The sequence below is a fragment of the Nonomuraea montanisoli genome (assembly GCF_013363975.1).
GTDB classification, from domain to species: Bacteria; Actinomycetota; Actinomycetes; order Streptosporangiales; family Streptosporangiaceae; genus Nonomuraea; species Nonomuraea montanisoli.
Genome location: NZ_JABWGN010000003.1, coordinates 482,671 through 506,321, shown reverse-complemented (window position 1 = coordinate 506,321; position 23,651 = coordinate 482,671). Strand labels below are relative to the sequence as shown.

Sequence of the window (23,651 nt, the reverse complement as noted above, 5' to 3'; positions counted from 1 at the left end):
TCGTTCGGTGGAGCTCTCAGACGCGCACCACGGCGGTGCGGGCGTGCCCGCGGCTGCCGCCGACCTTCACCTTGACCCCCCTCTTGGACCTGCGCACCCCGTGGCCGCCCTCCTTGACCGACCTGACTGGCCAGGGCAGCCTGATCCGCACCTCGTCGGCGGTCCTGGACGGGTCGGAGACCGCGAGCCGTACCCGCCCGTGGTCGCGGCGGATCAGCAGCGCGCACGGGCCGTCGGCGGTGAGCGGCCCGTGCGCGGTCTCGACGGTCCCGGCGCGCCAGAAGACGGCGGCGAGCAGGTCGCCGTGGGAGATGGCCTGCGCCGTTCCGGAGTTGGCGAGGATCTCGACCCGCCGGGCGTAGGCCGCGGTCTGCGCGACGGAGGCGTCGGGCAGCACGGCGTAGGCGTAGCGGGCCCGGTGCGGGTCCACGCCGTGGTCGATCAGGATGGTCGTGTAGTGCCTGGTGACGGGGGTCGTGTCGCCCCCGGTGGTGGCGCCCTTGTCGATGTCGCGCCAGCGGCCGGTGCGCTGCTCGCGGATCACCTTCGGCTTGGCGCCGTCGAGCAGCGCGTAGCCCGCCACGCCGGACAGGTGGACCCAGCCGTCGCCCCGGGCCAGCGGCGGGTGCGCGTCGTGCGTGTTGCGGTTCTCCACGATCGTCTCGGCGCGGCGGCCGTCGGAGGCGGTGATCCCGGCGCCGAGGGCGATCACCGCGTCGTCGAGCAGGAACCACGCCTTCTTGGCCCGCAGCGAGGAGCCGTCGGCGACCAGCTTCATGGCCGCCACGCCGCACTCGCCGTCGAGCGCCACGCCGCCCGCCCACGGGGTGGGCGGCAGGGCGCGCCCGCTGTGCGGCAGATCGGCCCGTCTGCGGCGGTCGACCGTCGTGCCCGGCAGCCGGTACGGGTCGATCGTGGGCCACAGGTCGTCGTTCCAGTGGGTGAGATCGGCGGTGTAGAGGTAGGTCATGCCGTCGCCGGTGTACCAGCCGTGCAGGTTCTCCCGGTTCATGGCCTCGGCCGCGCCGACGCGCTCCGAGCTCATCGCGATCGCGTACGCCCAGGTGGGGCGGCGGTGCACGACCCGGTCCATGTCGGCGAAGACGTACGTGCCCGTCGTACGCGGGCCGACCGGCACCGACGCGTCCTCCAGCAGGGCCCTGGCCTCCGCGATGCTCGGCAGCGGCGCGAGCGTGTCGTACGGGATGGCCGTGTTGCGGGTGAGCCAGCCCTTCACCATCGGCCGCCAGCGCCGGGCATGGCGCTCGGGCGCCGCCTCCAGCAGCGTGAGGACGGCCTCGACCGCCTTCTGCCCCGAATGGAAGTCGCGGTGACCCTGCACCGAGATCTGCCGCCCGCGGACGCAGTCCATCATCAGCCCGTCGAAGATGAACGGGACGAACGAGCGGTCCACGATGTCGTAGACGTCGCCGATGCCGGTGATCTGCCACGGCGAGCGCGCGAGCATGGCGATGAGCTTGGCCACGCTGTCCAGGTAGTCCACGCCGTAGCTGCCGTTGTAGGGGTACACGCCGTGCTGGATGAACGACCCGTCACGGTAGAAGCCGTCGCCCGGCCCGGAGGTCGGCCGCAGCAGGGCGGAGACCGCGTCCCTGGCCCGCTCGATCAGGCCCGCGTCGTGGGTGAGCAGGCCGCGCATCGCCACCGCCATGGCCTTGCCCGCCCGGTTGGAGCCGGTCTCGACGACGCCGGGATGGCTGACGCGCCGCTCCGGGTCGGGGCACCACCGATGTAACGGGCGCAGCCAGCGTTCGAGGCGGTCCCTGGGCAGGCCGTCGTACATCAGGGCGCAGGTGTCGGTCAGCGAGCGGGGGACGCCGATCTCCCACCAGTACCAGTTGCTGCCCCGCCGGTCGAGGCCCTCGTTGTAGGCGTGCTCGTACAGGAAGTCCAGTGCGCCGGCCGCGGTCTCGGCGACCCGCCTGTCGCCGTGCATGGCGGTGCCCGGCGTGGCCCAGCCCAGCGCCAGCGCGCGCATGCGGTTGTAGGCGCGGTTGAAGTTGCCGGTCGCGGGGTCGTCGAGCGGCAGGTCGGGCCACAGGCTCGGGCGGCCGGGGTCGGGCGCGAGCTTGCGCAGCACGGCGTTGGCCGAGCCCTCGACCGCCTGCGTCCGCTCCAGGTAGGTGGGGTCGTACGACCCTCCGGCCAGCAGGCTCACCCACCGCTCGCGCGCGGCGTCGAACGCGGCGGCGCCGGCCGCCGCTTCGGACGCCACGGCCGGTCTCCGCGCCAGGGCGAGGCCGGCCAGGGCCGCCGCGCCGAGCAGGGCGGACCGCCGGCTGAGGGAGTGGGGCATGGCGGCCTTTCCGGCAAATCTGGCGTGCATCAAGGAAAAATCATATGTCGATCAGTGTCCGGACATCGCGCAGCGGAGCCGCCAGGGATCACCCCTTCGCCATCCTGGCGAAGGCGTCCACCCAGAACCGCTGCCTGCCCTCGGCCTGCCCCACCAGGTACGTCGCGCGCAGCTTGGGCGGCAGGTGGCGCAGCAACCGGGCCACCACCTCGATGTGCTCGCGCAACTGCGACACCTCCGCGTTGGCGAAGATCTGGTGGACGGTGTCGGAGTCGGCGGTGCCCTCGCCGGAGGCCGCGGCCGCCGCCGCGAGCCGCGCCTCCCACGCGTCGGCCTCCGCGGCGAGCTCGCGGATGCCGATCGATCTGCGCCCCGACAGCCGCTCCCGCAGCCCGGCGAGCGGGATCGGGGCGTACTCGCCCTCGCCCAGGTAGATCAGGCCGGTCTCCAGCGGCTCGCCGACCTGGTGGAGCTTGATCAGCCGCTCCAGGGTGCGCTTGGTCACCCACTCGCGGCCCTCGTCGTCGATGTCGTTCTTCCACCAGTCGAGCACCACCTCGGCGACCTCGCCGTAGGTGTCGATCAGCCACTGGTTGGCCGGGATGTCCTCGGGACGCACCTCGTAGCTGACCGTGAACCGGCTCGCCTGGGCCACGTTGTTGGAGCTGACCAGCAGCTTGCGGCCCAGGTGGTAGGGCGGGTTCTGCAACGCGACCTGGGCGCGCAGGTTGCTGATCGGGCGCCCGGCGAGCGACCACTCCTGGGTGACCTCCATCAGCTTGGCGAAGGTCGACTTGTCCTTGGGGCGGTTGTACTCGTCCCAGACGAGCACCTTGGGATCGGGCCCCAGCAGTGACCGGGTCAGCAGCACGTCGAGTGTGCCGTCAGGGGTCGGGATCGGCACGCACAGGTCCTCGACGTTGGTGACCGGCAGCGAGAAGTAGACCGGAGGCCGCCCGATCTCCTCGGCGACGACCTGCTTGGTGACCTCGGTCTTGCCGCAGCCGGGCGGCCCTTGCAGCAGCACCGCCCACCGGTTGCGCACGGCCGCGCGCAGGATGCGCCGCACCGGGTCGGGGACCCGCGGGGGATTGGCCGCGCCCACCGCCGTCGCGATGCGGTCGAGGATCTCGCCGGTGCGGTCCTTGCCCGGCGACCCGTCCTGCTGGGGCTCGGACAGCTCGACGCGGGCGCCGTTCAGCAGCGGCAGCCCCCACCGCAGCGGGAACCCTTCGCGGGCGCAGTCGAGGACGTGCTCCAGCGTGCGCGGGGAGAGCAGGTGGCGCAGGTACGGGCTCAGCCCGGCCCAGAGCCGGAACACCTCGGTGAGATCCCGGTCGGGGTGCCGGGCCGCCAGGTGGTGCCGCCAGCCGGTGTCGTTGGCGGTGATGCGGAGGGTCACCATGCGGTCGAGGACGGCCAGGTCGCTGCGGCGCGCGCTGGTCTCGGCCGCCGACTCGTTGTCCGTGAGGAACACCCCCACGCATCCCAGGGCGCGCAGGTCGTGCTCGCCGAGCGTCCAGTTGCAGGCGACCTGCATGAGCTGCGCCTGGATCGTGTCGCCGGCCTGCAGCGAGTCGTCGATCAGCAACACGAAGGGCCGCCCCGGGCGGAGCTGGCGCATCAGCAGCTGGCGCAGCGCGAGCTCGCCGCTGCGCTCGTCGCGCACGGGCGCGTTGACCAGCAGGTCGTCGGGGGTCAGGTTGGCCGCGGGGATCAGCACGACCTCGGTGCCCGGGTACGCCTGGGGGATGTACGACAGGAAGGTCGAGGTCTTGCCGATGCCGTGCTCGCCGAAGACCTGCCCGGTCTGCCCCATGGACAGCATGGCGTCGATGAAGCGCTCCAGCCGCGGCCGGGCGGCCTTCCGCGGCGGCTCGGGGTAGGTGGCGCTGGGCTTCCAGCCGGCGGGGACCGTGAGAGCGGGCTCGGTGATGGTCACGTGGGGGTTCTCTCCGTCTCGTGCGGCGGACCTCGTGCGGCGGTTCTGGTCTCTTGTGGCGGGCGGATCAGCGGTCGCCGGTGGTGACCCGGTGGCAGGCCATCGGCGGTCTGTGCGTCTCGGGCCAGGTGTCGCCGCCATCGGTGATCAGCCAGATCCACCGGTCGGGATCGGCCGGGGTGACGTGGGGGGCGTAGCCGTCCGTCACCATGATCACGGCATCGGGGGTGAGGTCGAACGCGCGGCCGCCGACCTCCAGGCGGCCCTCGGCGTAGTCGACGACGTTCTGGAAGTTCGTGCCGCCGCCGCCCAGCACCCGCTCGCCCGGGACGAACGGCATGACCTGGCCGTCGAAGCTCAGCCAGTGCGTCTGCACGCCCTCGGTCTGTCCGACGAGCGTGGTCAGCCACTCCACCACCTCGTCGGACATGGATCCCGAGGTGTCGATGGCCACCAGCACCACCTTGGTGCGCTCGGGGCCGCGCCGCGACAACATCGGGTCGTGCCCCAGCGCCAGCAGCACCGCGCCCAGCTTCTTGGGGTAGACCAGGCGCTCGCCCTCGCGCAGCCTGGAGGCCAGCGTGTCGACGAGCCAGCGCTTCCACCACTCGACCCTGCGGGTGCGCGGGGTCTCGCCGCGCAGCGCCGCCAGACCCAGGTTGCCCCACATGCGGGTGAGCCGGTCGCCGCCGCCCTCGGTGCGCCCGGCCAGGTCGAGCAGCTCGGAGCGGGCCTGCTCGTTGCCTCCCAGGGCCTGGCGCATGACCTCGCCCAGCACCTCCTGGGCGACCCGCTCCACGGTCTCCGGATCCATCGGGACGCCGTCGCCGTCCATGTGGACGCAGAGCGGCGGCGGCACCGGCGGGTTCGTCATCCGCTTGAGCTCGCCGTAGACCGACAGGTCGGTGACGACGAACTCGTCGTAGGACAGCGGGCTCAGGCCCTGGGCGCGCAGATCCTCGGTGTACCGCCGGTGGACGGCCCTCGGGTCGATGCCGATCTTCTCGTCCTCCTCCGAGCGGGGCAGCTCGTGCCTGCCCAGCCGGGTGAGCACCACGTGGTTGATGGTCACCTCGGTGGCCAGGGTGAACACGGGGTCGGTGCGCAGCCCCTCCTCGACGTAGAGGTGGCGCTGGATGAGGTGACGGGCCTCGTGGTAGAGCACGAACTTGACGCCGTGGATGCCCAGGGCGACGAAGAAGCCGGGGTTGTACAGCAGCAGGCAGGTGCCGTCGCCCGAGGCGACGACCGCCGCCGTGGGGACGGCGGTCGTCGGGATCTGGTGGTGGCACTTGGCGTAGAGCCAGGACGCCACGGCGCTGTCCCTGATGCCGAAGTCGAGCAGCGCGGCCTCCTTGAGCCGGTGGGCCCGCTCGATGACGGCGGGGTCGGCCGGCTCGTGATCGGCCAGGGCGCGCCGGTCGGTGAGATCGATGACGCGCCCGCGGCCGGCGTGCCGTTGTCCGGACGCAGTGCTCATCGTTCCCCCTCGTGTCGTCGGCATCCGCACCCTACTGATCGCCACCGACAATGCGGCGGCCGCACTGATCGCCACCGACAATGCGGCGGCCGCACTGACCGGTGGCCGCGCTCAGCCCACCGCGGTCGCGGCGGTGCGCAGCAGTTCGGTGATCGATCCGGTGAACCCCGGCAGCATGCTCACGGCCAGCAGCCAGGCTTCCGGGCTGTCCTTGAGGGTGTCGCGCATGAGGGCCGACAGGGCTTCGTGCCCGCCGCCGTCCCGGCCGTGCCGGTTGAGGTGCCTGAGCACGTTCTCGGCGGGGAAGCCGTGCTCCACGGCCTGGGCCCAGGTGACGCGGCCCGCCTCGATGGCGGGGATCAGCCAGCCGTCGGGGTGGCCGATCTCGAACGTCGCGAGGACCTTCTCGGGGGGAATGCCCGACATCAGCCGGCCGTACATCTTCCCTTCGAAGGTCAGCAGCACGGTCTCGGCCTCCCTGCGGAACTCCTCCGGGCAGTCGGGCACGCGGGGGAGCAGGCCGACGATGTCGCCGTGGAAGGGCTCGCGGCGGTGCTCGGCCAGCAGCTCCGCCCAGTGCCACCGGTGGGTCTCCTTGAACATCGCGGCCCGGTCCCTGCGGGTGCGCCACATCGCGATCTGCGCCTGAACGGACGTGCCCTCCGCGACCCGCGTCTCGAGCTCCGCCAGCGCCGACCGGCGGTCCGGCCGCCTCAGCAGGTCCTCGATCACCTCGCGGGACCTGTCGTAGGTGGAGAAGGTGACGGGCGGCTCGGAGAGCATCGCGGCGACCGCCTCGGCCCCCCACGTCCGCCAGACGTGCAGGAACAACCGCAACTGCGGGATGGGGCCGAGGACGTACACCGTGCGGAGCATCGTGTCGAAGAGGTCGGTGTGGGAGCATGCGTAGAGGTCGGCGACGCGCCAGTTCTGGGCGTGTTCGGGCCGGGTCGGGAAGGCGTACTCCGGGTCCGGCCGCTCCTCCGCGACGGCGATGATCCTGGCGCGCTGGTCATCGGTGCAGGCGGCGTGCCAGAACAGCAGGAGGAGCACCTCGGGGTCGGCGGTGCTCATCAGCCGTTCGATCGCCTCAGCGTCCAGGCCGGGCCGGCCGGCCAGGATCCACGCCGGGGACACCCTGCCCTTGGGAGCGGTCGCCAGCGCCTGGTCGGGCCAGCCCGGACGCCACGCGCACAGACGGTAGAGGTCGTGCGTGGTCTGCCCGTCGAGATGGGGCGTCAGGGCCTCGTGCGCGGAGTCGGCGGCCGCGTCCAGCAGCGTCGCGAAAGCGAGCCGCACTCCGGTGTAGGAGGACGGGGCCGAGGAGTAGGGGCAGGACGCGGCATCCGGCCACTCACCGTCCATCGGGCTCGTCGCGGACCCGGCGACTGGTTTGCTCGCCGCGGCCTCGGCGAGCAGGTCCGGGATGGTGCCGGGGAAGTCCTTCAGCAGGGCGCGGGCGGACCGCCAGGCGCCGACGTCGTCCCCCAGGTGCTTCTCGACGAGGTCCGACAGCCGCTCGGTGAACTCGTCGACCGCCGGCGCGTACTCCCGCCGGACGCCCCGCACGGCTTCGAGGACCGCGACGGCAGGTGCGCCGTGGGCGGCCAGGTCGGCCCCGCTGATCCCCCGCCCCAGCCCACGCGAGACCAGGATCCGCGTCGCCTTGGCCCGGCCGCGCTTGTTGCAGTCGGCCCGCACCAGCTCCACGTCCAGGTGCGCGGCGTTCTCGGCGACCACCGTGGGATGCCGGGCGTAGAGCAGGACGCGCAGCTCGCCGGGACAGTCGGGACGAGCCGTCACAGCGGCCGCGGCGTCCTTGACGAACGGCTTCTTCCGCGCGGCGGCGGTGAGGGCCGCCCAGTCCAGCGGCTCGCGCCACTCCAGGGACCGGCGGTGGTCCCCGGGCGTCTTCCCGTCGTACAGCTCGGCGAGCAGACCTTCGACGCCTTCGGCCCGTTCGGCCGCCGCGCGCAGGACGCCCGCGTCGCCCGTGTCGAGGACGGTCCGGAGCACGCCGGCGACCTCCGGCCGCAACGGCCCGGCGTCGACGCGTGCGAGCCGCTCCAGGCCGTCCTCGGCGTGGTCGTGGAGCGTCAGCAGCGCGTCGAGCTGGTCGGCGACCAGCCCCAGCTCGGGCTCACCGGATTCGAGGACGCGCCGCGCGTGGTCGAGCACCGGCGACGGATCCGGGTGCTCGGCGGCGGCGACGACCTCGCGGCGCAGCCGCCACGACCAGGCCGGGTGCCCCAGGTGGGCGCGCTCGACGACCTCGGGACGCCCGGTCGCGGCCAGCCGCTCGCGCACGTCGGCGCGGTCCCTGGTGGCCCTGGCGGACATCAGCGTCTCGACGAACGGCGTGACGTCGCCGGCCAGCACCTGCTCGATCCGGTCCCGCGCGGCGGGGTCGGCGAGGAGCCGCGCGTTGTCGAGCACGGCGGCCAGGAACCGGGGCTCGCGTACGGCCAGCGCGTCCCGCAGCAGGCTGTCGGGGATCCGCCGGCCGACGCGAAGCACCTTCTCGATGACGTCGGCGGCCCCGGCCAGCGGCCGGGTCCAGTCCTCGACCGTGGCGGCCTCGACCAGCGCCGGGACCTCGGCCCAGTGGTATCCAGACATGTTCACTCCGTTTCGACGCCGGTGGCGGCGGCCGCGGTGCGCACCAGCTCGGCCACCGATCCGGTGAACTCGGGCAGCATGCGCAGAGCCAGCACCCAGGCCTGCGGGCTGGGGTCGAGGTGCTCACGTACCAGCGGGGCGAGCTGCGTCCGCATGTGGTCGCCCCAGCCTTTCAGGACGACATGGGCCGGACGCGCGTGCTCAAGGACGTCGTCCCAGGTCAACCCCTCCCACCTGACCGCCTGGAGCAGCCAGCTCCCCCAGTAGGGGGTGATGTTCGAGGCGCCCAGGATCTCCAGTGACGTCCGGCCCTCGTCCAGCAGGAGCTGGAGCTCGTCCGGCGCGCTGTCGTCGCCGATCGCCTCGGACTCGTCGCGGAACTCCCGGGAACACTCGGGGATGTTGCTCAGCCCCTTCAGCACCAGGGGAGGCAGCGGGTGACGGGCGTGCTCGGCCAGCAGCTCCGCCCAGCGCCAGTGGTGGGCCTCCCGGAACAGCTCGGCTCCGGAGAAGTGCTGCTCGCGCAGCGCCGCGCTCTGCCATCGGACCGTCTCGCCCTCGGCGACCTCCGCCCGGAGCTCGGCGAGGGCGGCGTCACGGTCCTTTCCGGCCAGCAACCTCGTGACGGTCTTGCGGACCTCCCTGCGGATGACCATGCGGGTGTGGGAGACCGCCCTCGGCGGGTTCTCCAGGAGCGCGGCCACCGCGTCCGCGCCGTGGCGCTCCCACAGGTTCAGCACCATCCGTAGTTGCGGGACGATCCCGCGGACCCGGACGTGCTCCAGGATGTGCCGTTGCAGCTCGACGTCGGCACAGTCCACCGGGTCGCGTCCACGCCATCCCGAGGTGCGTCGCATGAGCTCCTGGATCAGGGCGGGGTCGAGCGGCAGCGGCTCCGTGGCGCCCTCTCGCATGGGACGTCCGGACAGCAGGCGCTCGCGCTGCGGGGCCGTGGCGCCGGACCGCCGGAACAGGCGGGCGTTGACGGCGGGATCGTCCAGACGCATCAGCGCCTCGACGGCGCCGGCGGTGAGCGAGGCGCAGTTCGCCAGCACCCGTACGCAGCCGGGCTGCCGCGCGGTCAGCGCGAGGTCGATCCACTCCGTCCGCCACCGCCCGTGACCGAACAGGTCGCAGACGGTGCGATCGTCCAGATGGGGCAGCAGGGCGGCGTGCGTGGCGGTGGGCGCGGCGTCCAGCAGCGTGAGGAAGGCCGCCCGTGCGCCGGTGACCGAGGAGGAACGCTCCGGGGCGGGCATGCCGGCCCCGCCGGGCCAGCCGCCTTCGGACTTCGCCGATGTGGTGGCGGACTTGTCGAGGAGCTCGGGAACCGTCCCGCCGAACCGGGACAGCAGCGCCCGCGCCGACCGCCACGCCTCGACGTCGTCTCCCAGGCGCTCGCGAACCAGGTCGGCGAGCAGGGCCGCGAGATCTCTCCACGCGCCGCCGCTCGCCTCGGGCGGCTGCCGGACGGCCTCCAGCACCGCGGCGGCGGGCCGCGCCGACTCCAGCACCTGCGCGGCTGAGAGCCCCTCGTCGAGCCCGCGGCGTACCAGGACGGCCGTCGCCTTGGCGGCGCGCGGCCCGCCCGGGTCCAGAGTGAACATCCCCGGGTCCACGCGTGCCGAGTGGGTCGCGACCAGCACGCCCCGCTCCTGATACCAGGCCGTACGGAGCTCGTTGGGAAAGTCGGGGCGGGCGATCAGCAGCGCGGTGGCCTTCTCGTCGAAGGGCCGGCTCGCGGCGGCGGCGGCCACGGCGGTCCAGTCGATCTGTTCGCGCAGCGCCAGGCACTCCTCACGACGCTGCTCCGGACGGTCGTCGTGGAGCTCCTCGATCAGTCCGCCGGTGCCCTCGGCGAGCTCGACCGCCTTCCGCAGGGCGCCGGCGTCGGTCAGCGCCTCCCGTACGACCTCTACGACGTCGGGGCGCAGGGCGCCGGCGTCGGCGAGCTGCTCCAGGGCGGCCCGCCCGCCGTCGTGGTCGTGGATGGTGAGCAGGGCGCGAAGCTGCTCGGCGCGGGTGAGCGTGCCGCCCGCCTTCTCCAGGCAGGTACGCGCGGCGCCCGGCAGGGGACAGACCACGGCGGCCTGCGGCATGGTGCACGTGAACTCGAACAGGTCGGCGAGCGCGCCTTCCGGGCCGGTCCAGCCGGCGCCGCGGGGGGCCGCCAGGATGTTCCGCCGGGCACGCGGCGACCATGCGCGCGACCACAGTGAGGGCTTGTCCGACATGACGTCGACCATGCTGCCCAGAGCCCCCTTCATCACGTCGGCGTAGCCGGTGGCGGCGAGCCGGTCGACCAGCGACGGCTCGGCGGCGATGAGCGATTTGTTGCCGGCCAGCCGGCCGAGCCGCACGGGGTCGTCGTCGGCGAACACGGCCTCGATGAGCGCGTCCGGTAGCAGGCCCGCGCCGAGGGCGGGCGCGAGGACGTCCGAGGCCGAGGCGAGAGGGTGGCGCCAATCGTCCAGTGCGGAGACTTGTAACAGGTTCGAGCTGCTGATGGGGGACTCCGATGGTGTCGTCGGGGAGGGGCGACGGGCAGGCGTGGGAGTTTAGTTGATCAACGCCGTCACCGCCGGGCCGATCAGGGCGTCCTGGGAGGAAGGGCGCGCCGTAGCATGTGCCACGTCCGCTCGCCGTTGGTCTTCCGCTTGAAGGAGTGCTGCAGATCGTGACGGAAAAGCAAGACCTCCCCATCCTCGCCTTCCCCTCCCAGGCCGCGTTCGAGAACTGGCTGGAAGCCGAGCACGAAGCGGTGCCGGGGCTCTGGCTGAAGATCGCGAAGAAGGAGTCCGGCATCGCCTCGGTCAGCTACGCCGAGGCGCTCGACGTGGCGCTGTGCTTCGGCTGGATCGACGGGCAGAAGCGCACGTTCGACGCCGAGCACTGGCTGCAGCGCTTCACCCCGCGCACGGCCAGGAGCAGGTGGTCGCAGGTGAACCGCGTCCGGGCCGATGAACTCGTCGCCGCCGGGATGATGCGCCGCGCCGGCCTGGCCCAGATCGAGGCGGCCAGGGCCGACGGCAGGTGGGAGGCGGCCTACGCCCCGCAGAAGACCGCGGAGGTGCCCGACGACCTGCGGGCGGCCCTGGACGCCGACCCGGCCGCGGCGGCGTTCTTCGCCACGCTGGACAGCAGGAACCGCTTCGCGATCCTCCACCGGGTGGGCGACGCCAAGAAGGCCGCCACCCGGGCGGCGCGCATCGAGAAGTTCGTCGCGATGCTGCGGGAGAACAAGAAGATCTATCCCTGATCCCCGCGGAGCGACGGCGGACCGGTCAGTGAGCCGGGCCGAGCACGGCGCGGGCGGCGCGGACCAGCTCGGCGTTGGTCGTCGCCGGAGTTCCGTCGGGCAGCTCCAGCACGTCCTCAAGTCCGATGCGCGTGGCGAGCCCGAGCTCGCCCGCCAGCCTGAGGACCGGCCACGCGGCCCCGTCCTCGGCGTGGAGGAGGACTGGCGCCCGCAGCCCGTCGCCGAGTTCGCCCAGCAGCGTGCGCGCGGCGGCTCGCGCCGTGCGCGGGTCGGTGTCGGTCACCTCCGCGAGCACCCGCAGGACGCCGCCCGCGAGCGGGGAGGCCAGGAACCTGCGCGGCGCAGGCGTTCCGGAGAAGATGCCGGCCTCGATCCCGACGCCGCGCTCCAGCAGCGCCTCGGCCACCTCCTCCGCGCCGTCCTCGTGCCAGTTGACCGAGGCGTGGTCGGGCAGGACGGACCAGGACCGGATGAGCTCGACCCGCTGGCGGGGATCCGGTGCGGCCCACGCGCCGGTGGTGACCCCGACCGGTATGCCGGGAACGGCCTCGCGTACCGCGGTGACCGCGGCGGCCACGTGGTCCGGGATCAGGGTGTCGGCGCCTTCGGGGGTTTTCGGGTGGAGGTGGACGTCCGTCGCGCCGGCGGCGACGGCTTCCCTGACCGCCGCGGCCAGTTCGGCCGGTGAGATCGGCAGGTTCGGGCACGCACGCCGGTCGCGGGCGCCGTTGGGACACACTTGCAGCATGCGGTCATGATGCCCGGCGGCGATCAGCGCCTGCTCGCCGTGTGATGTCCGTCGCTGTCCCTGATCAGCAGGACGCCGGCATCGGCCCTGCAGTACTCTCTCAGCGTTTGATCTTGAGGCTTGGCGCGAGCTCTGGCTACAGCGACGACGGCCGACGGTCGAGTGCGCCCAGGGCTGGTCAAGACCTGGAAGGGAACAGGAATGCGAAGAACCTGGCCAGTGGCGTTGGTGGCCCTCGCCACGGTTGTCATGGGCGGCGCGACGCCGGCGAGTGGCGACGCGGTCGACAAGGCAACCGAGACGACGACGGCAACGGCAGCGGTCTGCGGGAGCTCGTCGCTGAACGGCCCGACCACACCGCCCGCCGGCGCGGTCGTGGTCCCCGAGGGCGACAACAGCGGTGTGAACTTACGCCAGGCGAACACCACGTACTACTTCGAGACCGGCACGCACACGCTGGGCACCGGCACGTATGCCCAGATCGTCCCCGGCAACGGCGCGACGTTCATCGGCGCGCCCGGCGCGGTGCTGAACGGGCAGCGGCTGAACCGGTACGCGTTCGGTGAGCGCGCGACCGGCGTCACGATCCGGTACCTGACCATCACCGGGTTCGTCGCGCCGCACGATGAGGGCGTGGTCAACCACGACTCCGGCGACGGCTGGGTCGTGGAGCACAACACCATCCGCGACAACGCCGGCGCGGGGCTGATGGCCGGGGCCACGAACAAGATCCGTGGCAACTGCCTCAAGAACAACGGGCAGTACGGCCTGAACGCCTACAAGTCCGGCAACACCATCACCGGCCTGGTGGTGGCGGACAACGAGTTCACCGGCAACAACACCGAAGACTGGGAGCACCAGATCCCTGGGTGTGGATGCACCGGTGGCATGAAGTTCTGGGCGGTGAACGGTGCCGATGTGACCGGTAACTGGGTCCACGGCAACCACGGGCCGGGGGTCTGGGCGGACACCAACAACAACGACTTCCTCATCGAGGACAACCTCATCGAGGACAACGACTCGCTCGGGATCTTCTACGAGATCAGCTACAACGCCGTGATCCGGAACAACACCATCCGCCGCAACGCCTGGGCCTCCGGTGCCGAGCGGGCGGCGAAGGGCGACCCGTTCCCCGAAGCGGCGATCTACCTGTCCGAGGCGGATGGCGAGCCCCGCGTGAAAGCGCGGACCAGCAAGATCGAGATCACCGGCAACGTGCTCGAGAACAACTGGGGCGGGATCACCGCGTGGGCGAACGCCGACCGGTTCTGCAACAGCCCGGCCTCGACGACCGGCGACTGCACGCTGATCGTCGGACCGACCAACACCTCACGGTGCTCGGCTCCCGCCATCGCCGGCGAGCCGCTCTACACCGACTGCCGCTGGTGGACGAAGAACGTCGACATCCACCACAACACGTTCGCCTTCAATCCCAGTGCCGTCAACGGCGGCTGCTCGACGCAGTACTGCGGGCACATGGCCCTGCTGTCCAACTGGGGTACATATCCGGACTGGTCACCGTACAAGGGCGCCGTGATCCAGCAGTCGATCGTCCACGGGTCGCACAACTCCTGGCACGACAACACCTACACGGGACCGTGGCAGTTCAGGGTCGCCGACATGGGCACCCGCATCGTGCCCGGGCTGTGGGTCGGCCCCCAGTACGGCCAGGACGCCGGCAGCACGTTCGACGGTGGCACGCCCGCCCCGCCGGCGATCGCCGAGCAGGACTTCGAGTCCGGTACGACGACCTCGCCCTACGCCGCGTGGTACGGGGCCGGCGTGGCGCACCAGACCGGCGGCGCGCACGGCGGCACGGGCTCGCTGCAGATGACCAGCACCCAGGGGTCCGGCAGCGCGGTGTCGCTCGACAACTTCCCCGGGTACAGCGGCGTGGTCGCCGGCACGAGCTACCAGGTGTCGCTGTGGTACCGGGAGGCCGTGGCGACCATGCCCGCCGTCACGTGGAACGTGCGGTGGCGCGACGAGTCCGGCACGGTGCTGCGTACCGACGCCATCTCCCTGGCCCGGAAGACCGCCTGGACCGAAGCGGCCGGCACGTTCACCGCGCCCACGGGCGCGACCCGCGTCGACTGGACCTTCGTCTGGAACGCGAGCGCCGCCGGACCCGCGTTCCAGATCGATGACGTGGCGATCCGTCCCGCGAAGGCCTGAGCGACAGACCTGAGGAACATCGGAACCCCTCGAACCCCCCGGGTTCGGGGGGTTCGTCAAAGATGCCGCGCCTCGATCGCGACGCCGCGCTCCGGGCCACGAGCCGGAGCGCGGCCGGACGTCATCGCTGCTCGCGCAGGCTCTCGCACTCCGCGAGAATCATCGTCCACGAGGCGGCGGGCAAGCGCGCCGTCAGCCGGTCACCGTCGGCCCGTACGGTCAACGGCTGCGGAAGCGCCTCCACCCGGTGCGGGTCGTCCCCGGCGGCGATCACCGAGGCCGACACCGGCCGGACCGCCGCCGGGAGCCGGGCGGTGAGGTCGAGGTCCTGGTCGGGCGACCGGTTGACGGCGAACAGCGCCACCCGGGACCCGTCGACGGTGGCCACCGCCGACAGCGCGGGCGCCTCGCCGTACCGCTCGGTCTCCAGGAGCGGCCCGGACGGCTCCACCCGCAGCACGGTGCCGCGCGCGTGCCGGGCCGTCAGCGCGAACGGGTGGAAGATCGTCTGACGCCAGGCCGGGCCGCCGGGCTCGGTCCTGATCGGCGCGATGATGTTGGCGAGCTGCGCCTGGCAGGCGATGCTCACCCGGTCGGCGTGCCGCAGCAGCGTGATCAGGAAGTCTCCCACCACCACGGCGTCGGCGGCGGTGAAGGTGTCCTCGATCAGCTCCGGCGCCTCCTGGAACGGCGAGCGCTCGCGCCCGGTGAACCGGCTCTGGTTCCAGACGTTCCACTCGTCGAACGACAGGTTGATCTTCTTCTTGCGCCGGAGCTTCGCCCCGACGTGGTCGGCCGTGGCCACGACGGCCGAGATGTAGCGGTCCATGTCCACGGCGCTGCAGAGGAAGCCGGGCAGGTCGCCGTTCTCCTCGTAGTAGTTGTGCAGCGACAGGTAGTCGACCGCGTCGTAGGCGTGTTCGAGCACGGTGGCCTCCCACGCGCCGAACGTCGGCATCCCGCTGTTGGAGCTGCCGCACAGCACCAGCTCGATGCCGGGGTCGACGAGCCGCATGGCCTTGGCGGTCTCGTTCGCGAGCCGCCCGTACTCGTGCGCGGTCTTGTGGCCGATCTGCCAGGGTCCGTCCATCTCGTTGCCGAGACACCAGAGCCTGATCCCGTACGGGTCGGTCACTCCGTGTTTGACCCGCAGGTCCGACCACTGCGTCCCCGACGGGTGGTTGGCGTATTCGAGCAGGTCACACGCCTCCTGGAGGCCCCGGGTGCCGAGGTTGACGGCCATCATCGGCTCCACCCCGGCGGCCCGGGTCCAGGTCATGAACTCGTTGAGCCCGAACGCGTTCGTCTCGATCTGCCGCCAGGCCAGGTCCAGCCGCGTGGGCCGGTCGGGGCCGACGCCGTCCTCCCAGCGGTAGCCGGAGACGAAGTTGCCTCCCGGGTAGCGGACCACGCTCACGCCCATCTCGCGGGTCAGCTCCAGCACGTCGGTGCGGAAGCCGTCGCCGTCGGCCGCCGGGTGGCCCGGCTCGTAGATGCCGGTGTAGACGCACCGGCCCATGTGCTCGACGAACGAGCCGAACAGGCGCCGCTCGACGGGGGCGATGCGGAAGGAGGGGTCAAGGGTCAGGTGTGCTTGCGGCACAGGTCAGGCTCCTCGGTAGACGCGTACATAGTCGAAGTCGGCGTTGACGGCCGGCTGGGCCCCTCCGTGGGCGGCCAGGCCGATGCGCACGGCCGTGTCCTTGGGGAAGGTCCACACGCCGCCCCAGGTCCAGGTCCTGCCGTCGCGGCTGGATCCGGCGCGGAACTCGTGCTCCCCGTTGGCCGGGTCCACGTGGTGCGCCAGCCGCAGCCAGGTGGTCCTGGCGGGCGGGCCGACGATGTTGCCGCCGTAGGACAGGCGGCCGGCGAAGGGCAGCTCGCGGCCGTACTCGACCTGGCGGGTGTTCCAGATGGCGACCTGGGACAGGCGGGCGAAGTCGTCGTCGGAGGCGTAGGCGACCAGCCCCGCCTGCTGGTAGTTGCGTACGGCGTCCTCGCCCAGGTCGAGCGTGACCTTGGTCTCGACGACGTAGTCGCCCCTGGGGGCCTCGCGCAGCAGCACCGACGCCTTGTTGTCGGCCCCGACCAGGTCGGCGCCCTGGACGGGCCAGCGCAGCACGCCCTCCTCGGTCCTGGCCGCGGCGTCCGGCCGCACCCAGGTCCAGCGGGAGTCGAGCGGCCCGTCGAACTCGTCGGCGTCCAGCAGCCTGCCCGTACGCGGCGTCGGCGCCGCCCTGGTGACGGCCTTGAACAGCGGGGCGGCGGAGACGTTGTCGAAGTCGGCGCCCCCGTCGGCGACCAGCCCGACCGGGCCGTGCGCGCCGCCCGTGACGGTGACGCTCGCCTGCGGGTCACGGAGCCGGGCCTCGGTCACCTCGGCGGTGATCGTCCGTCCCTTGACGGTGACGGCCAGGTTGTGCCAGGTCGTGGCCCCTCCGGGCAGCGCCACCGTACGGGACGCGCCGCCCGAGGTGAGCGTCAGCCCGTCGCGCGAGACGACCGCGGTCGTGCCGCCGACGCGGATCCCGGCGGACCGGTCCGTCCTGAGGTCGGTCTCGACGCGGACGTCCCCGCCGAGCGACGCGCGGCTGAGGAGCGTGCCCTGGCCACGGACATGTCCATCCTGTACGGTCCAGCCGGCCGTGTTCCGCCAGCCCGACAGATCGCCCGCGAACCGGTCGTCCACGACCCCGCGGGTCACCGGCGTCTCCCGTGACCGCTCGGAGGGCCCGGCCCCGGCACGCACGGCCGGCCAGCCGTCGATCCAGTCCAGCCGGTCCAGCAGCATGGGCCGCTCGTTGATCCCGTACGGCTCGTCCAGGAACGGGTCGCTTCGATCGATGGCGTGGTAGAGCATCCAGTCCTGACCGGAAAGGTCGGTGAGCTGGGCGTGGTGGCCGGTGCCGATGAAGCGGTTGCCGTTCTGGTCCAGGACCGGGGTGCCGCCGGCGCGCGAGGCCAGCAGCGGCACGCCCTCGCGGTCGACGAACGGCCCGCGCGGGCTGGTCGAGCGCCCGGCCAGCACCGAGTAGCCGGTGGTCGGCCCGGCGCAGCAGTTGGCCGAGGAGCCGAGCAGGTAGTAGAAGCCGTCGTGGCGCACCACGTACGCGCCCTCGAACTTGTTGTCGATCGCGACCTGCTGCGGCTGCCCGGTGGCGTGCAGCCCGTCGGCGGACAGCTCGGTGACCCACAGGCCGCCGAAGAACCCGCCGAAGTACAGGTACTTGCGCCCGTCCGCGTCGGTGAACTGCGCGGGGTCGATCGTGTTCCAGTACGAGCCGCCCGAGGGGCGCGGGGCGACGACCGGGGCGTCGATGTGCGTCCACGGCCCGGTCGGCGTGGGCGCCGTGGCGGCGCCGATCGAGTAGTCCCAGCCGGCGGGCGTGGTGGCGGTGTCGGTGACGGTGAAGTACATGACGTACCGGCCGTCGAGGTAGCGGATGTCCGGCGCCCAGAACAGACTGCCCGGCGCCGCGTACGACGGCAGGTTGTCCGGCCCGAACGCGTCGCCCACGTAGGTCCAGTCGACCAGGTTGTCCGAGCGGGCGATCGGCAGCCTGTGCAGGGCCTTCTCGCCCTCGCGCAGCGGGTCCGAGGTGCCGTAGGAGTACCAGTAGCCGTCCTGCCCGCGGATCACCGACGGGTCGGCGAACGTGTCGGAGAAGGAGCGGGACACCGGATTGGTGAAGAGGGAGAGGATCAGCGTGGCGATGACAGCCAGGTGCATGGGTCAGCCTTTCAGGCCACTGCGGGAGATGCCTTCGATGACGTACCGCTGGGTGAGACTGAAGAGGATCAGGACCGGGACGCTGGCCAGCGCCGCGCCCGCCATGATCACCGGATAGTGGATCGTGTACGCGCCCTGCAGGATCGACAGGCCCGGCGGCAGCGTGAAGTACTCGGGACTGAAGATCACGTAGATCGGCCAGATGAAGTCGTTCCAGTTGGACAGGAAGCTCAGCACGGCCAGCGTGGCCAGCGCGGGCCGCGACAGCGGCAGCGTGATCCGCCAGAAGATGTGCCAGTGGTTGGCGCCCTCCATCAGCGCGGCCTCGTCCAGCTCGCGGGGCAGCCCGAGGAAGAACTGCCGCAGGAAGAACACCCCGAACGCGCCGGCCGCCCCCGGCACGATGAGCGCCGTCAGGCTGTCCAGCCAGCCGAGCCGGTCGACGATCAGGAACTGCGGGATGAGGAAGACGAACCCCGGCACCAGCAGCGTGCCGACGATCATCCCGAACATCAGCTTCTTGCCGCGGAACTCCAGCCGGGCCAGCGCGTACGCGGCCAGCGCCGACACCGCGAGCACCAGCAGCATGTGCGCCGTGGCGGCGATGAGGCTGTTGGCGAACCAGCGCAGCACCGGCGTGTCCGTGGTGCCCTGGAAGACCGTCCCGTACGCGGACGTCGTCGGCTCGGCGGGCAGCAGCGTGGGCGGCACCCGGGTGGCCTCGGTCTGCGTCTTGAACGACACGCCCAGGGCCCACACCAGCGGCCCCACGAACAGCACGGCGAGGGCCAGCAGGCCCGTGTAGCGCTTCATGACCGGGTCCTGAACAGCCGGAAGTTGACCACGCTGACCAGGATCAGCGCCAGCGTGAGCAGGTAGCTCATGGCCGAGGCGCTGCCCATCTTGTACTCCCGGAGCCCCTGCTGGAGCATGTACATGATCGCGGTCCGTGTGCTCCCGCCCGGCGCCCCCTGGGTCAGCAGGTACGACTGCCCGAACATGTTCGCCGAGGCCAGGATCGTCGTCGTCACCACGAACAGCGCGACGGGCCGCAGCCCCGGCAGTGTGACGTGGACGAACTCGCCCCACCGTCCCGCGCCGTCCACCTTCGCCGCGTCGTACAGCTCGCGCGGGATGTCCTGCATGCCGGCCAGGTAGATCACGGCGTTGAACCCGAGCGTCCACCAGACCGTCACCCCGACCAGCGCGATCCAGGCCCACGGCGTCGCGGTGGTCCAGGGGATCGGCGTGCCGAGGATCCAGTCGACCAGGCCGAGGTTCGGGTCGAGCAGCAGCCGCCACATCAGGCACACCACCGCCACGCCCAGCACGAACGGCGCGAAGAACAGCCCCCGGAACAGCGTCCTGCCCCGGAAGGGCCGGTTGAGCAGCAACGCCACCCCGAGCGGCAGCACCACCAGGAACGGCACGCTGAACACGGTGAAGATCCCGGTCGCCCGCATCGACATCCAGAAGTCGCCGTAGACGGGCGACTGGTCGTCGAACAGCGCCGTGTAGTTGGCCAGGCCGACGAACGGCTTGCCCTCCAGCATGTAGTCCCAGTCGTGCAGGCTCACCCAGATCCCGAACAGGGCCGGGGCCAGCACGAACACGGAGAACAGGATCAGGTACGGCGCCAGGAACAGGTACGGCGTCGCCTTGCCCGCACGGGGAACGCGCACCTCCCGCTCCGGGGTCTCCTCCGCCGCCTGCTTCGCCGAGACCGCGACCATCAGGCGCCGTACTTCTTCCGGTTGGCCTCAAGGATCTTGTCGGCCTTGGCGGCGGCCTCCGTGAGCGCGTCCTTGGGGCTCTTCCTGAGCAGGATCGCCGCGTTGATCGCCTGGTCGACGACCGCGGAGGCGTCCCCGATGCCCGCCACCGACGGCAGGAAGTACAGGTAGTCGATCTGGGTGCCGATCGCGGCCTGTTCCTTCAGCGCCGCGAACTCCGCGCCGTCGCGGATCGACTTGCGGGCCGGCACCTGGCCGCCCTTGGCCCACTCCAGCGAGTGGCCGCTGATCCAGTTGATGAACACCTTGGCCGCGGTCAGCTTGTTCGGGTCGGGCGTACGCTGCTTGAACACCACGAACTGGTGCGAGCCCGCCCACGCCGCCGGCTGCGACCCGATCCGGGGGAGCGGCGCCACGCCCCACTCCAGGTTCTTGATCTCCTTGAGCGTGTTGATGGACCAGATGCCGTTCCAGTTGAACGCGGCCTTGCCGTTCTGCAGGGCGATGAAGTCGGCGTCCTGGCCGACGTTCTTGGGGCTGTAGCCCTTGTTGACGAGCTCGACGAGCCAGGTCAGGGCCTGCACGCCGGGATCCTCGGCGAAGCGCGAGACGCCGGCGTCGTCGGCGAAGAGCCGGCCGCCGTTCTGGTGGAGCAGCGTCCCGAACTGCATGCTTCCGGTGAACGGGAACGGCGTGGCCCAGTGCCCCTGGATGCCCGCCTTCTTCAGCGCCTCCAGCGCCGCCATGTACTCCTCGCCGGTCCGGGGCGGCTGCTCCGGGTCGAGCCCGGCCTGCTTCATGACCGTCTTGTTGTAGAACATGCCCAGCGGGTGCACGTCGAGCGGGATCGAGTAGCGCGCGCCCTTGTAGACGCCGGCCTTCCAGACCGGCGGGGAGAAGTCCGCCTCGGTGAGGCCGAGCGCGTTGGCCACGTCGTCGAGGGGCAGGACCACCTGGCGCGCCGCGTTGGTGGCGACGCTGTCGACGTGCATGATGCCGAGGTCAGGGCCTTGACCCGCGGAGACGGCCGCGGGGACCTTGGCGTAATAGTCTTCCCACTTGTAGACGTTCATCGACACCTGGATGTTCGGGTGCTCGGTGTTGAACTGGTCCACCAGCTTCTTCATGACCGGGCCGTCGCCGCCGGTGAAGCCGTTCCAGAACTTCAGCGAGACCGAGGGGCCGGTGTATTCGGTCGGCGCCGCCGTGGCGGCCGGCGCCTGCTTGGGGCCGCCGCCTCCGCCGCAGCCCGTGGCGCCGATGACCAGCGCGCCGAGGCCCAGGCCCAGTGCGCGCCGCCTGGAGAGTTTGTCGAGGGACATGCCAGATCACTCCTGCCCGTGGGGTTACGGACGTTCTACATCGTTGGTTCCAACGTTGTAAATTGCCTGGCGCCAGTTCGTTACATCGTTGTAAACCAGGTAGGGTGCCGATGGCGAAGGGGGCAGGGTGCGGCCGAGGCTGAAGGACGTCGCGGAGCTGGCCGGGGTGTCGATCAAGACCGTGTCCAACGTGGTCAACGACTATCCCCATGTCAGCGACGAGACACGCGCCCGGGTGGAGGCGGCGATAGCCGAGCTCTCCTACCGGCCGAACCTGTCGGCGCGCAGCCTGCGCGCGGGCCGCTCCGGCGTGGTCGCGCTGGCGGTGCCCGACCTGGACAACCCCTACTTCGCCGAACTGGCCACGAACGTCATCGAGGCGGCCGACCGGCGCGGCTGGACCGTGCTCATCGACCAGACCCGGGGCGACCGGGCCAAGGAACGCGTGGTGATCTCCGGGATCCGCGACCACCTCATCGACGGGCTGCTGTTCAGCCCGCTCGCGCTCACCGGCAAGGACCTGGCCGGGCGCGACGAGCGTACGCCGATGGTGCTGCTCGGGGAGCGCATCGGGACGGGCCGCTCGCCGTACGATCACGTCGGCATCGACAACGTGGCCGCCGCGCGGGCGGCCACCCTGCACCTGGCCGAGCGCGGCCGGCGCAGGATCGCCGCCATCGGCGTGCAGCGCACGGCCGCCGCCGCGACGGGCCGGCTGCGGCTGAAGGGCTACCAGCAGGCGCTCGCCGAGGCCGGCGTCCCCGCCGACCCGTCGCTGGTCGCGCCGGTCGCCCGCTGGGGGCGCGCCGACGGCGCCGAGGCCATGAGCCGCCTGCTCGACTCCGGCGCGCCGGACGCGGTCTTCTGCTTCAACGACACGCTCGCGCTGGGCGCCCTGCGGACGCTGCTCAAGCGGGGGTACGAGGTGCCGGGCGAGGTGATGGTGATGGGGTTCGACGACATCCAGGACGGCCGGTTCGCCACGCCGACCCTGTCGACGGTGGCGCCCGACAAGGCGCTGATCGCGCAGTCGGCGGTGGACCTGCTGGCCTCGCGGCTGAGCGGCGGGACGGACAGGGCGCACGAGGTGTGCGTGCCACATCGACTGGCGTTCCGGGAGAGCACGGATGTGACCGGGAAGGGGTGAGATGACTCCCTCATGTCACTCGGACGGATAGCCGATCTCCTGAAGGTCGGCCTGGACGTCGCCCAGGCCGACTTCCGGGTTGAGCGCTCTGACGACCCGTTCTGTCAGCGGCCGGAGCGCGAAGACATGCGCGACCGCCTCCAGCGGCACGGGCGGCGCGTCCTCGTCTGTGGCCGCCCATGCCGCGTATGCCTCTGGTGAACGATCAACCAGCAGATCGAACATCTGCTCCGAGCCGTCCCTCTCGTAGGCGGCCCTCCCCGTGCGCCAGCCGTCGTCCGATGCGGTCCGCCACAGGCAGCAGGTGATGAGTGGGACGTCCTCGAGCGTGAAGGCCATCTCCTCGAGCTGCGGCCTGAACACCTCGGGGACGTCGTCGACCACGCCCGGCCAGGGACGAAGATCATCACTGGCGAAGGGCGAGACGGGCGACTCGTGATCGAAGCCGCGGATGTACACGCCGGCTGGGCAGAACACGATGGAGTAGTCATCGCCCGAACCATTGCGCCATGAGGCCATCTCCTCCCCGGGCGCCCAGTGCGCGTCGAAGGAGTACTCGCGGTACTCCCACTCCGGGATCCGTATCGCATCCACCATGGCCAGCGCTCGGCAGTGGTCGCGCAGTACCTCGACGGGAGGCAGGGCGGCGGCCACCTGGTGCACGTTCTTCATGAGGAGATCTCTACAGCACGCCCCTGACACTGCAAGCGGCATCAAGCAGGGGCGTGCCACGTCGGTACAGCGGATCATGGATGGGGAGCCGCTCGCTCGTGTGCTTTCGTCACAAGCTCGGCTTGCCGGAGGACAAGGCCAGGTAGGCGGCGCCGGCCGCGTCTAGGGCATTGATCCACTCTGGATGGTCGAGATAGGCCTTGTCCGGAGCCGTGGGGCCGAGGTCATCGAGCACGTGCAGGAGCGCGTCGACCACCGTCTGCACGAGGTCGGCTTCTCGTTGATCAAGGAAAAGGTGGGGGATCAGCGCTCGTGCGCCGTGTTGATCGATGAAGGTGTCGTCGATGAGCCAGTGCACGGCAGCGGTGAGATCCGGCCATCCCTTCCCGGAACGCCAGTGCAGGTCCTGATGGTCGCGGTCGCCCAAGGCTCGTAGCGCCTCGAGCACGTCCTCGCGCCGCTCTGGCCACCGCACCTGCTGCTTGCCCGGATGTCCTTCCTCCACGA

16 protein-coding genes are annotated in these 23,651 nt (G+C 71.5%); 3 read left to right on the top strand and 13 right to left on the bottom strand.

The genetic code is table 11. The annotated features are described in order from the left end of the window. Nucleotides 1–16: 16 nt before the first annotated feature. The 5 genes from HTZ77_RS09205 to HTZ77_RS09185 all read right to left on the bottom strand — a co-directional run bounded on the left by HTZ77_RS09205 (nt 17) and on the right by HTZ77_RS09185 (nt 10,739). Complete coding sequence (locus HTZ77_RS09205) at nt 17–2,347, bottom strand: polysaccharide lyase 8 family protein (RefSeq protein WP_175589042.1); 2,331 nt, start codon at nt 2,345–2,347, stop codon at nt 17–19. Nucleotides 2,348–2,405: 58 nt separating this feature from the next. Next, a complete protein-coding gene (locus tag HTZ77_RS09200; RefSeq protein WP_328808498.1) occupies nt 2,406–4,259 on the bottom strand; it encodes an AAA family ATPase in 1,854 nt (617 codons plus the stop codon). Nucleotides 4,260–4,326: 67 nt separating this feature from the next. Beyond that, entirely contained in the window at nt 4,327–5,739 is a 1,413-nt protein-coding gene (locus HTZ77_RS09195) for a DUF2201 family putative metallopeptidase (protein WP_175589040.1), read from the bottom strand. 111 nt (nt 5,740–5,850) lie between these two features. Further along, complete coding sequence (locus HTZ77_RS09190; protein ID WP_175589039.1) at nt 5,851–8,358, bottom strand: hypothetical protein; 2,508 nt, start codon at nt 8,356–8,358, stop codon at nt 5,851–5,853. Nucleotides 8,359–8,360: 2 nt separating this feature from the next. Beyond that, a complete protein-coding gene (locus HTZ77_RS09185) occupies nt 8,361–10,739 on the bottom strand; it encodes a hypothetical protein (protein ID WP_175589038.1) in 2,379 nt (792 codons plus the stop codon). A gap of 296 nt (nt 10,740–11,035) precedes the next feature. Here HTZ77_RS09185 and HTZ77_RS09180 point away from each other — a divergent pair, with 296 nt between their 5' ends. Next, nucleotides 11,036–11,617: a YdeI/OmpD-associated family protein gene (locus HTZ77_RS09180; RefSeq protein ID WP_328808497.1), complete on the top strand. Its 582-nt coding sequence runs from the start codon at nt 11,036–11,038 to the stop codon at nt 11,615–11,617. 25 nt (nt 11,618–11,642) lie between these two features. Here the strand turns inward: HTZ77_RS09180 and HTZ77_RS09175 are convergent, their stop codons facing one another. After that, the gene (locus HTZ77_RS09175; RefSeq protein ID WP_175589037.1) at nt 11,643–12,365 is read right to left on the bottom strand and encodes a 3-keto-5-aminohexanoate cleavage protein; all 723 of its coding nucleotides are present in this window, start codon (nt 12,363–12,365) and stop codon (nt 11,643–11,645) included. Nucleotides 12,366–12,584: 219 nt separating this feature from the next. Here HTZ77_RS09175 and HTZ77_RS09170 point away from each other — a divergent pair, with 219 nt between their 5' ends. After that, complete coding sequence (locus HTZ77_RS09170; RefSeq protein ID WP_205302323.1) at nt 12,585–14,540, top strand: right-handed parallel beta-helix repeat-containing protein; 1,956 nt, start codon at nt 12,585–12,587, stop codon at nt 14,538–14,540. A 121-nt stretch (nt 14,541–14,661) separates the two neighbouring features. Here HTZ77_RS09170 and arfA read toward each other — a convergent pair whose 3' ends face one another. From arfA to HTZ77_RS09145, 5 genes are read right to left on the bottom strand one after another with little or no spacing between them, the layout of a single operon-like run. Next, the gene (arfA, locus tag HTZ77_RS09165) at nt 14,662–16,143 is read right to left on the bottom strand and encodes an arabinosylfuranosidase ArfA (RefSeq protein WP_175589035.1); all 1,482 of its coding nucleotides are present in this window, start codon (nt 16,141–16,143) and stop codon (nt 14,662–14,664) included. Between the two features lie 3 nt (nt 16,144–16,146). Then, on the bottom strand, nt 16,147–18,270 hold the full coding sequence (locus HTZ77_RS09160) for a family 43 glycosylhydrolase (protein ID WP_175589034.1): 2,124 nt from the start codon (nt 18,268–18,270) through the stop codon (nt 16,147–16,149). A 3-nt stretch (nt 18,271–18,273) separates the two neighbouring features. Beyond that, entirely contained in the window at nt 18,274–19,083 is an 810-nt protein-coding gene (locus HTZ77_RS09155) for a carbohydrate ABC transporter permease (protein WP_175589033.1), read from the bottom strand. Continuing rightward, nucleotides 19,080–20,003, bottom strand: a complete 924-nt coding sequence (locus HTZ77_RS09150; RefSeq protein WP_175589032.1) for a carbohydrate ABC transporter permease — start codon at nt 20,001–20,003, stop codon at nt 19,080–19,082. The genes HTZ77_RS09155 and HTZ77_RS09150 overlap by 4 nt, the downstream gene beginning before the upstream one ends. Then, nucleotides 20,003–21,325: an ABC transporter substrate-binding protein gene (locus HTZ77_RS09145; protein ID WP_175589031.1), complete on the bottom strand. Its 1,323-nt coding sequence runs from the start codon at nt 21,323–21,325 to the stop codon at nt 20,003–20,005. Before HTZ77_RS09145 ends, HTZ77_RS09150 begins: the two co-directional genes overlap by 1 nt. Before the next feature lie 127 nt (nt 21,326–21,452). Here HTZ77_RS09145 and HTZ77_RS09140 point away from each other — a divergent pair, with 127 nt between their 5' ends. After that, the gene (locus HTZ77_RS09140) at nt 21,453–22,472 is read left to right on the top strand and encodes a LacI family DNA-binding transcriptional regulator (protein ID WP_175589030.1); all 1,020 of its coding nucleotides are present in this window, start codon (nt 21,453–21,455) and stop codon (nt 22,470–22,472) included. 15 nt (nt 22,473–22,487) lie between these two features. Here the strand turns inward: HTZ77_RS09140 and HTZ77_RS09135 are convergent, their stop codons facing one another. Together HTZ77_RS09135 and HTZ77_RS09130 are read right to left on the bottom strand one after the other, a co-directional pair. Beyond that, the gene (locus HTZ77_RS09135; RefSeq protein ID WP_175589029.1) at nt 22,488–23,144 is read right to left on the bottom strand and encodes a hypothetical protein; all 657 of its coding nucleotides are present in this window, start codon (nt 23,142–23,144) and stop codon (nt 22,488–22,490) included. 109 nt (nt 23,145–23,253) lie between these two features. Then, nucleotides 23,254–23,649 (bottom strand): SCO4402 family protein, encoded by a 396-nt coding sequence (locus tag HTZ77_RS09130; RefSeq protein ID WP_175589028.1) that lies wholly within the window; start codon nt 23,647–23,649, stop codon nt 23,254–23,256. Nucleotides 23,650–23,651: the final 2 nt, after the last annotated feature.